Source organism: Virgibacillus sp., from assembly GCF_013393565.1.
Classification (GTDB): Bacteria; Bacillota; Bacilli; order Bacillales; family Amphibacillaceae; genus Virgibacillus; species Virgibacillus dokdonensis.
In genome coordinates this window covers 1-10,602 of record NZ_JABXHF010000102.1, presented here as the reverse complement: position 1 = coordinate 10,602, position 10,602 = coordinate 1, and the positions used below count along the sequence as shown (strand labels likewise).

At 37.2% G+C, this 10,602-nt stretch carries 7 protein-coding genes and 1 pseudogene; 7 read left to right on the top strand and 1 reads right to left on the bottom strand.

What is annotated here, in order from left to right:
* Positions 1-1,204 precede the first annotated feature (1,204 nt).
* The 7 genes and pseudogenes from HLX49_RS16235 to HLX49_RS16205 form a co-directional block, all read left to right on the top strand.
* On the top strand, positions 1,205-1,351 hold the full coding sequence (locus HLX49_RS16235; protein ID WP_296363192.1) for a hypothetical protein: 147 nt from the start codon (positions 1,205-1,207) through the stop codon (positions 1,349-1,351).
* 5 nt (positions 1,352-1,356) lie between these two features.
* Positions 1,357-1,683, top strand: coding sequence for a collagen binding domain-containing protein (locus HLX49_RS16230; protein WP_296363191.1), 327 nt, complete (start codon positions 1,357-1,359; stop codon positions 1,681-1,683).
* 20 nt (positions 1,684-1,703) lie between these two features.
* Positions 1,704-6,074 (top strand): adhesive domain-containing protein, encoded by a 4,371-nt coding sequence (locus tag HLX49_RS16225; RefSeq protein WP_296363189.1) that lies wholly within the window; start codon positions 1,704-1,706, stop codon positions 6,072-6,074.
* A 111-nt stretch (positions 6,075-6,185) separates the two neighbouring features.
* A complete protein-coding gene (locus tag HLX49_RS16220; RefSeq protein ID WP_296363186.1) occupies positions 6,186-7,979 on the top strand; it encodes a SpaH/EbpB family LPXTG-anchored major pilin in 1,794 nt (597 codons plus the stop codon).
* A 147-nt stretch (positions 7,980-8,126) separates the two neighbouring features.
* The gene (locus tag HLX49_RS16215) at positions 8,127-8,975 is read left to right on the top strand and encodes a class C sortase (RefSeq protein ID WP_296363184.1); all 849 of its coding nucleotides are present in this window, start codon (positions 8,127-8,129) and stop codon (positions 8,973-8,975) included.
* On the top strand, positions 8,972-9,679 hold the full coding sequence (locus HLX49_RS16210; RefSeq protein ID WP_296363183.1) for a class C sortase: 708 nt from the start codon (positions 8,972-8,974) through the stop codon (positions 9,677-9,679). The genes HLX49_RS16215 and HLX49_RS16210 overlap by 4 nt, the downstream gene beginning before the upstream one ends.
* A gap of 363 nt (positions 9,680-10,042) precedes the next feature.
* Positions 10,043-10,252: pseudogene (locus HLX49_RS16205) on the top strand (integrase core domain-containing protein); the annotation flags it as partial.
* Between the two features lie 192 nt (positions 10,253-10,444).
* On the opposite strand, the gene HLX49_RS16200 reads toward HLX49_RS16205, so the two are convergent.
* Positions 10,445-10,594, bottom strand: coding sequence for a Lin0512 family protein (locus HLX49_RS16200; RefSeq protein ID WP_367112764.1), 150 nt, complete (start codon positions 10,592-10,594; stop codon positions 10,445-10,447).
* Positions 10,595-10,602 lie beyond the last annotated feature (8 nt).

Sequence of the window (10,602 nt, the reverse complement as noted above, 5' to 3'; positions counted from 1 at the left end):
ATCAATCCCCATGCCAGTTTGAATAAATAGAATTTGATTCATGATAAAACTCCTTTTTGATTAAATTATTTCCGCATCATGTAGAATTCTTTTATTCAACCGTTCCCAGTGAAAATGCCTCTTAAACGACCACCTGCTAAAAATTGGGGTGCAGTTCACTTTAGCAGGTGGTCGTTTAAGAAAAAAGACATTTTTGGCCATAAGATAAGTCAAGTTTTTCTAACAAGCACGCTTGTTATGTTCATTCTTGAAAAGCTGGCACCGTTTTTATCTAAAATAAGTGTTTATTTTATCAATCAAACATGCAGCTTTTCTCCAAACCCCTTGTTGTAAATGAAGCGTGTAGTATCATCATTCCACCCTATATTTAGTAAAATACCCTTCTCCATAAGAAACGAATATGGCTTATATGAAGTTCTACCTCCTATTATGAATTGCTTATAGCATGTTTTTATACAAAATTCTAATGAGATACATTCAATATTAAAAAAAAGAGAATTGTTTATATGTTCTATTTTAAAAACGAAGCTGATTTCATTCTATATTTCAAGTGTATTTAAACGAAAGCGCTATAATTTTTTATATTACTTTCACTTGTTGTTAACGGCTTATTTTGTATAGTTTTTGTATAGTTGGATTTAGTATAATTTAGCCGAAAAGTTATAGATATAGTGGAAATGACTTGTGTTACACCAACTATATGTGTGACATGTAAAAGGCATAAATCGTTTGGGGGGGGGTACGAGTGAAATGAAGATTTGTGTCTAATTTGGTAATACGGAAGTAAATCAAAAGATACAAAACCTCATGAACTAGTATTACTTCATTAAATGCAGAGAACTAGAGATAAATAAGGAGGGAGTGAGAACGAAAAACAGATCTCGTGTTCCATATTTGTGTATCAGTATATTACAAAGGTTATTTCAACAAACAAGAAAGCAATCATTGATGAAATATAGACGCCGTAAAAAACCTATTTAATGTAAAGAGTAGGTTCTATTTAAGTATGACAAGGATTTTTATACCTATATGGTTATATAGGTGTGGAAGTGAGTTTAGCGAAAGTACGATGTTAAAGGAATGGTCGCTCGTTTTAACACTTGTGGAAAACGACGAACGAAGATATGGAAAGGGGTAGTATTTTGAAGAAACAGTTAAGTGTGCTTTTTATTACATTGGATCTACTATAAGACAACATTTGATTATGACCAACTTGCAAATAAGAGTGAGGACTTTACAAGGCAATCAGCAGCTATTGCAAGACTCCATAATTGTACATTTAATGGAGCTTACTGGTGGGAAAAATGGAACAAAGAAAAAAGAAGCTGTACTGGGTGAGATTACTCTATAGAATTTATGGAAAATGAACAAGGTGAGCCGGGATTTCAGATTAATTTTGTAAAAGAGATCAACCAACCATATTTGATAGAGTACAAAACAAGTCTAAAAGATTTAGATTTAGTTGCAAAAAACTACCATAATACAGCGAACCTTTACAATGGAAATCAACAAGAAACGGAACTAGATGCTTCTGTATCCATTCCGTATGGCGGAAAGTATACGGAAAAATCAGGAAATCAGAACGGAAAAATGATCGATTGGAAGGTTAATATAAACTTTGGCCAGTCTCAAGTAAGCAATGCTACCATTGATGACAAACCAAGTAATAATCAAGCAATTTAGATAAGAAGGGGTGATAAACAGTGAGGCAAACACGAACAACAACTAAAATGAGAACAATGCGCAAGATGAGAAAAACACGTAAATGGTTCTCAGTCATCTTAATTTTCATGCTTTTAACTCCTACTTTTGCACCATACATCATTAATGGTCAAGATGTTTCTAAGGAAGTTTCGCCGAATCTTCATATACAGGTTAAAGAAGGTGCAACAAAAGAAAAAGCAGTTGCGACAATAACATCCGATCAACCTGTTTTGAATGATATAAAGATAAAACTTCCTAATAATGCTACTTTTAATGAAAAAGAAACCAAACAGTTAAATGATGAAAAAACGCAAACAGCAGATGTGACATATGACAAACAGAAGTGCGTCGTTCATTTTACATGGGGAAAAAACGTAACCAACCAAGAGATTTCCATTGTACTCAACAACTTACAAGCAGAGAATTCATTGCAGGCAATGGGCGTAGTTAATGGTGACATTGTGGCAGAAGTGACTGAAACGTTTACAGTAAAACCCCCAGTTGATGAGGGTGAAAAGGTGTCTTCTGTAGAAAAAGAAAACGACAACCAACAAGCTGTTGAAGAAGAAAAGAAAACGGAAGAAACCCCGCAGCCAGAATCAAAAAAGGAGACAGACTCCGTTCAAAATAAGCAAGTAACAGAAGACGAAGAAGCTGTTGAAAAAGAAGCAGAAAAAAAGGAGTCTACTACTGATAAGAAAATTACGGATGATTCGAAGGCGACAAGCGAAGCACGTAATAAGATATCTTCAATAGGAGGGGATCTAAATACAGATATCGACATTTCTCCGTATCACGCAAATGTCGAAGCTGGAAACGCAGCGATGTATAAACTTGTTTTAAAAACTACAGGATCGCAAAAACTGTATGATAACTCAAGAATCATTGTAAACTTACCTGTTTCGAATTATACGGAATTCACCCAAGATGTAAGTGAATTAAAAATAGCTGGTGTTCAACCTGTATATAATGATACAAATCATACATTGGTGTATAATTTTGGTGATAAATTAAGAGCTGGTGAAACGTACGAAAAAATAGTCAAAGTAAACACAAAAAATGGAATAGCACCTCATGATGCGGAGTTAACCGCTACAGCAACATTAGAGACAGATGAAGAAACGTTTTCAGACAGTACAAAAGTTAATATTATCGCTTCGAATGCGATAAGTGTCTCTAAAAAATTTAAAGAAGCGCGATATAATGGTTCAGTCCATAAAGCGCCATTTCCTGGAAGCTTTACAGTTTGGGATATTAAAGTCAGCATTCCTAAAAAGGACGTCGGGCAAATGTTCATAAAGCCAGGTTCTACCATCATAATTCAAGATACGTTTGATGCTGGTCTCAGCTATTATGATGTGATGAATAATACACCACAACCTTCCGTGTCAGGACGTACGTTAACTTGGAAATTGGATGCACCAACGCTCCAAGAACAAATGCAAGCAGAAGGCGATCTATTTACCATGGAATTGCGTGTGCGCTTGCAAGTGAAAAATGACGGCAATCTTATTGGAACAACACAAGATAATGTAGCTTTTGTAGACGCAACATTTATGGACAATAAAGGATTGCAGCCGAAGCCGAGAGCGAGTGCATCGATACCAGTTATTTCACGAGAGCAAGCGACAGGTGATGTTGAAGGTAGAATCATGTATCCAATTCATTTAAGCCCTGCAGATGGAAAAGGAGAAAAGGTAGCCAGCAATAGTCAAAAAGATGAAAATCCTTTGGTGTATGATGATGCATATCTACGTTTTCAACATGGTTTAACAGCCATGGATCCAGGACGGAAATATGACATGAAGGAATATGATAGCTTATATAACATTGATGATAATTTAATTTTAGATAAAGTAGTGACACCTGGAAATTGGCTCTTTGCTAGAACCAATCCTGAAGCAGACTTAAAGATCCCTTTAAATAGGGAACCGATATTCGATATTGTGGGTATCGTTAACGACGAGGAGAGAACGCTTGTTTCGAATGCGAAGGGAGCACACACTTATACAAGAAGTGATTTGAATTTATCTGAAACAGATTATATTTCTAGAATTATATATCGCTTTACAGATGCTCCTGCAGGTATGTTTCCTCTGCAACGCCCAAATTATTACTTTTATGTGAAGCCCGGTTATACAGGAACAGTGGAAAATAAATTTGACGTACGCATAAAACCGGGTCAAGAAGCAATAAATGATGGTATTCGAGTTGATAGGTATGGTAATTGGTGGTATAGCTTGCATAAGCGATATACATGGGATAGTGTAGCATCCGAGAGGCATGCTACAGTTGTATCAAAACCTACCAATCAACCGCCGATTGCGCAGGTTGGGATAGAGTTATTAGATCATGACCGTGGAGAGGTTGTAACTGGGAAAAATAGAATGAAAGTAACTTTAAGTAATAATAGCAGTTCAACATTGACAATGAGTGAGCCGCTGAAATCAACCGTTCTACTTCCCGCAGGGGTAACCTTAAATGCAAATCCTAACCCACATTATACGGATAATAACAATCAAGCTTCTCAAGGACAATATGAAGTCTTAAATGATGATTATAATGGTAGTGGGCGTCAACTAATAAAAATCAGTTGGAATGAAGATCGAATTCGTATTGGAAGTGACGTAACAGCTGAGTTAGACGTTACCATTTCTGATGGTGCTCCAACTACTTTGAATTTCGGTGTGTATGGATTTTCAGGTGATCCCCAATTACGTGTTCCAGCAAGTAGTGAGAATTCCATTACGGACACCATCTTGCAAACAGATACCGATGATTTAAATGGAGATGGTGTAACGGATGAGCCGCGACTAAAGTCAGGAAATATTTACACGCTTCGTGGCGCGTATGATTTAGAAACCAAGAAGTTTGTTAAAGGCGAGTTGGATACAGACTGGGGTATACTTGGGCAAACAACGCCAGGTGGAGATATTGCTTATCGATTAAACCTAACGAATACAATCGGGAAAGATATTTCTGCGATGACATTGATCGATGTGCTCCCATCCGTTGGCGACTTAGGGATTACAGATAATGTGACAAGAGGGAGCAAATTTACGCCAATTATGACAGGTCCTATTACGTTACCAGCAGCATGGAAAGGAAAAGTAGATGTTTTTTACAGTACATCTAAGAATCCGAAACGGGATGACTTAACACGAAATACCGAATACCCGGAAACAACGACACCATTATCCAACCCTGCAGGTGCGGAGGATCCCAACTGGATGACGGAAGGAGAAGTAGGGGATTGGAAAAACATTCACTCCTTTAAAATCGAGCTCCTAGATGGAGAGACTTGGATTCAAGATGTCGACATAGATTTGACATTCAACATGCAAGCACCAGAAGCGGATGATGTGGAAAGATCCTTACTTGATAAAGATGTAGATCCGAAAGAACGTGCGGCATGGAATTCCTTTGCCGTCGCAACGGATCATGGACAACCAGTTGAACCAGAACGAGTCGGTGTGTATATGAACTATGAAATCGAAGAACCAACAGTAGAAAAAACAGTCAATGAACAAAAAGATCCGTATGAACTACTTAACCGAGATGTAGTATTTACCTGGGAAGTGGCTTATGCTTTTGGAAATTACACCGGCGATTGGGAGACGGTTACTTTATCAGATGATATTAACGATGTATTAGAAATCGGCGACGTAAAAGTCATCGATCAAAATGGTAGTGATGTTACTGCAAGTGGGGAAGTAACGATTGAAAATAACGTAGTGACGTTTGATATAAACAAGAAAGACGGAAGCTTTTCTTACTTGAAAAATCAAACATATACATTGCTTATCGAGTCTAAAATTAAGGATAGCGTCAAAGAAGAAGAATTACTGCCTTACATTAAAGGTGGCGGAATTCCCAACCAAGCAGAATTGGTGATTAATGATGATCCAATGCCATCTAATGAAGTAAAAGTAAAGCCGCCGGACCCGAAAGGATCCTTAGAAGTAACCAAGGTAGATAAAGAATTGGATGCTGAAGGAAACAAAGTTGTTTTGGCAGGAGCCGAATTTAAACTTCGAGATGAAAACGGAGAAGTTGTAGCGACAAAAACGACAGATGAGAATGGTAAATTGACTTTTGACCAAGTTCTATTAGGAAACTATCAATTAGTAGAAACAAAGGCACCAGAAGGGTATCGTCTATTGAAAAAACCGCTCGATGTAGCGATTACTCTAGATCATCTAGAAGTGCAACTAGAAGTAGAAAATTCGAAGTCTGGATGGGAATTACCAGACACAGGTGGAATTGGAACGATGGTTTTCTATGGGGCGGGGGCTATCTTAATGATCACTGCACTATCTATACTCTTACGCAAGAAAAAGACAAAGACTGATCCGACGAAAGAAGGGTAAAGAATGACGTGTTTACCTTTTAAAACGGGATTGGTGGAGCCTACTAGATAGAAGTATTTGCCTTTATTACACCCTATGTCAAGACCAATAACGGATAGGAGAAGAAAAAATATGCAATTAGCGAAGAAAAGAATACTAAACATCGTTTTAATAGTCACACTATTATTATCTGTATTTCTTCCACAAGCAGCACTTGCTTATACAGTAAAAGGCGATGAGAGCAACCCAACATTAACGATTTATAAATATGAACGTGAGCCTGGTGCTACACCAGAAGCTGGAGAAGGAACAGGTGGAGAGCAAACGCCACCAGCGGATGCAACACCACTATCTGATGTGGAGTATACAATCACACAGACACATGCTTATGACCCATCAACAAATAAATGGACAGAAGTAACAGATGGAGAAGGTTTTGTGGAAACAACAGATGCCAATGGCCAAGTTGTAATTACTAAAGCAGATGGATTGGAATTAGGTCGTTATGAAGTAAAAGAAACAAACGGTCCAGACCATGTTATTTTAAATCCGGGCACATTTACCGTAGACATCCCAATGACTAACAAAGCAGGGGATGAATTAAACTATGATGTCAAGATTTATCCAAAGAACGAAACCATTCGTTCTAACGTAGAACTTGTGAAAAAAGATGCAGAAGGTAATGTATTGCCAGGTGCAGGATTCACACTATATAACGCAGATGGAACAGAGACAACGGATAAAGATGGTAATGCAATTGGCGAACTTATGACAGATGAAAGTGGAGTTATTGGCATAGGTAATTTAGCGCAAGGGAGATATTACTTCCAAGAAACGACGGCTCCAGAAGGTTATGCAATAAATAACACAAAACTTTACTTTGATGTAAAGAAAGATGATACAGGTCAAAATATTGTTGTGGAATGGAAACCTGAAGAAGGCATTGTCGATGAAAATGGCCATGTAAGGAACTATGAGAAGCCTGAAATTGAAAAGGATGTCGAAGGCGTAGATGCGTTTGAAGTGGATCGTGATCAAGAATTTAAATATAATTTGACGATTGCTACACCAAAAGATGTAGATAAGTATAAATCTTTAGGTGTAACCGATACCTTAGATGATCGCTTAACATTTATTACAGATGGCAGCATCGCTGATGGATGGAGTGTTACAGGAACAGACAAGTCCAATATTAATTTTAATCAAGAAGGACAGAAGCTAACATGGTCTGTAGCAGATTTAAGTCAGTTAACGCCAGGACAAGAGATTAAAATAACATTCACTGCGAAAATTAAGCCAGAAGCAGAATTACTACCAGAGGAAAATGGTATTCCGAACGAAGCCGAACTAAACTTTGATAACGATAAAGGAGGATTTAATGATCCAGAAGACCCTCCAACCACACCACCAGTAAAAGTAGATCCAAAAGAAGGTGGACTGAAAGTGCTAAAAGTGGATAAGAGAGACAATGCGGTAAAACTTCCAAATGCAGAGTTTAAGTTAACAACGGATAAAGATGGTAAAAAAGTAGTAGATACTACTAATGCAGGAGACGTTGTTACCGTAAATGGCGATTCGTTTAATGGTTTATTAGAAAACTTAAAGACAGATGAAAATGGAGAAATCTCCATTGAAGGATTAACACCAGGAACGTACTATTTACATGAAACAAAAGCACCAACTTATACAGATGATGAAGGTAATGAAAAACCATACCGTTTGTTATCTATCCCTGTTGAAGCTACGGTTACCAATGATGTTATCTCAGACAACAATCAAGTAATGGTGGAGAACTCGAAATCAGGCTGGAACTTACCATCTACGGGTGGAATTGGAACAATCATCTTTACACTTGTAGGTTTAACATTGATTGGAATAGCACTAGCGCTTTACTTCCGTCGCAAGAAACAAGAAGCGACTGCATAAATAGCTAGATAAAAAATGAGGAGGGAGAATCATTCTCTCTCCTATTTTCTATTGACTTCTAAGAAGTGGTGGGACAAGCCATTCATAAAACAAAGGTTTGATTTATTAGCACCATCCGTAACCATAAAATTACGATAGGAAGGGAAAATGATGAAGCGAGCGATAATAATTATCATATTTTTGGCTGGATTAGGTGTCTTTTCCTATCCTATAATAAGTAATATCTTATCGACAACAGCGCACCAATCCGCTATAAAAGAATATGAACAAACTGTAGAAAAGATGGATAAGAAAGAAATTGAAGAAGAAAGAAAGCAGGCAACCGAGCATAATAAAAAGCTAGAGGGATCCGATGTGGATTTTGTTGATCCCTATTCAGAAGAAGGATCTGAAGGTAATAAAGTTGCTGGAAACAAAAGTTATTACGATGCATTAAATGTAGGAAAAACAATAGGCAGTATTGAAATACCGAAAATAGGTACCAACCTTCCAATCTATCACGGAACTGGGGAAGATGTTTTATCAAAAGGGGTCGGGCATATGGAAAATTCTTCCTTTCCTACAGGGGAGAAGGGAACCCACAGCGTACTAACTGCCCACCGAGGGCTTCCAAGTGCGAAATTATTTCGTAATTTAGATGAACTAAAAAAAGGGGATCAATTTTACGTTGATGTTTTAGATGAAAAATATGCCTATGAAGTGTACGATGTAGTAATCGTCCTGCCACACGAAACGCAATGGTTGCAAACAGAGGATGATGAAGAGTATATGACATTATTAACATGCGAACCTTATATGTTGAATACGCATCGGATGCTAGTGAAAGGAAAGCGCATACCTTATGATGAAGCAAAGGCGGAAGAGACAGAAGCAGTAACCGAACCGTTTAATTATTGGTATATTGCAGGTGGTGCAGGTCTATTAGTGATTTTTATTCTATTTTGGTGGTTAAAATGTCAGAAACGCAAAAACAAGCATAAGGTGGAAAGCTCATGAAGAGAAAAAAAGCAATCATCTTATTATTTGTAGCAGGCATTCTCATTCTTTTATATCCACATGTAGCCAAATTCGTTAATAGTTATTTACAAAAACAACAAGTCGATCAATTTCAAGCTGACATAGAAGAACGACCAAATGAAGAAATAAACAAGTTGATGAAAAAAGCTTCCGCTTGTAATAAAGAAATTTTTTATGATAGTTCTGGCTTTCGTGATCCATTTATGGATAATGAAGAAAGGCTAGCTGAATTCAAAAACTGTCTTGGAATTAACGAGGATGAAGTGTTCGCTGCCATTGAGATCCCTAAATTAGGAGAGATGATTCCTATCTTTTTAGGAGCTACGGAAGAAACGTTAGAAAGAGGAATTGGTCATATTGAAGGTTCTTCTTTGCCTGTTGGTGGTAAAAGCAACCACACCGTTTTAGCCGGGCACCGGGGTATGGGAACAAAAGCCATGTTTCGAAACGTGGATGAATTAAACGATGGGGATGTCTTTTATATTCACACAATGAATGGTACATTAACTTATCGCGTGTATGGTCAACAAGTGGTGGCTCCTGATGCAACGAAGCCACTGGAAATTCAAAAAAATCGCGATTTAGCAACCTTGTTTACATGTCATCCATATCCAACCGACCGAGAAAGACTGTTGATACAGGCGGAGAGAGTGGAAGACGAGGAAAAAGAGAAAGAAGAATAAAAATATAATTTAAGAAATCACCATGACTTGCCAATGGCGCAGTCCACCATCTATTATGAAAAAATTTCTTCATACAACAGTATAAAATTTTTAGGGATAGTATAAGAAAAAAACTGTTATCATCTAAAGACTTTGGTGCCAGATATTTTTAAAGAAATTCAGTTATATAAATTAGCCTTTACTGACTACTTTTTTATGTATTATGTAGTTTTTTTATAAAAATCAATAAAATGCTTTCCTCTTTTCTACGCAAAACTACACCAGTATATCTAGTATATATTACTTAGAAGCGTTTTTCTTGTAGCTATCCTTTTGAAAACATTAATACAATATAAAGAAAAGCATTGTTCAGATGACACAATCTTTAGTTACAAGGGTAGCCCTTATGGTAATGCTTGTATAGAGTCGTTTCACGCCATATTAAAGAAAGAAGAAGTAAATATGTACAATACTTGGACTTCAAATTAGCAAAAAGAGCGTTATTCCAATATATCGAAGGCTGGTATAACCGCAAGAATTCACGGTAGTATCGGTTATAAAACACCACAAGCAATGGAAGAGTTCTCCACTTAGGTTGCATGATTTCATAAATTATTCACTGCACGGTTTTACAAGGAGATGCGGGCATGATAGCCTTTTTGGCAAGCCAACAACGAATTTCAATAAGCTGGATTCTTGGCTTAGAAATTGTGCCCACAGAGGCTCTTTCTCAAACCTAAATAGTTTTAAATAAATATAATTCGACGCACTGGGACTAAGACTTAACTATTTTGTGTCCAAAATATGGACGTAGATCCCATAAGGAACGACAGCTTTTACTTTTTCTGTATCAAGCAAGTTACGATCTAATGGAACAGCTAATCTTACATTTACTTTCATATTTTCAAGCTTTTGTTCAGGAAGGCTGTGTTCAATGCCAGGCA

Bases quoted from the DNA above. Each gene is read 5' to 3' on its own strand.
- HLX49_RS16235 (WP_296363192.1), top strand. From the start codon at position 1,205: ATGACCAACTTGCAAATAAGAGTGAGGACTTTACAAGGCAATCAGCAG.
- HLX49_RS16230 (WP_296363191.1), top strand. From the start codon at position 1,357: ATGGAAAATGAACAAGGTGAGCCGGGATTTCAGATTAATTTTGTAAAA.
- HLX49_RS16220 (WP_296363186.1), top strand. From the start codon at position 6,186: ATGCAATTAGCGAAGAAAAGAATACTAAACATCGTTTTAATAGTCACA.
- HLX49_RS16215 (WP_296363184.1), top strand. From the start codon at position 8,127: ATGATGAAGCGAGCGATAATAATTATCATATTTTTGGCTGGATTAGGT.
- HLX49_RS16210 (WP_296363183.1), top strand. From the start codon at position 8,972: ATGAAGAGAAAAAAAGCAATCATCTTATTATTTGTAGCAGGCATTCTC.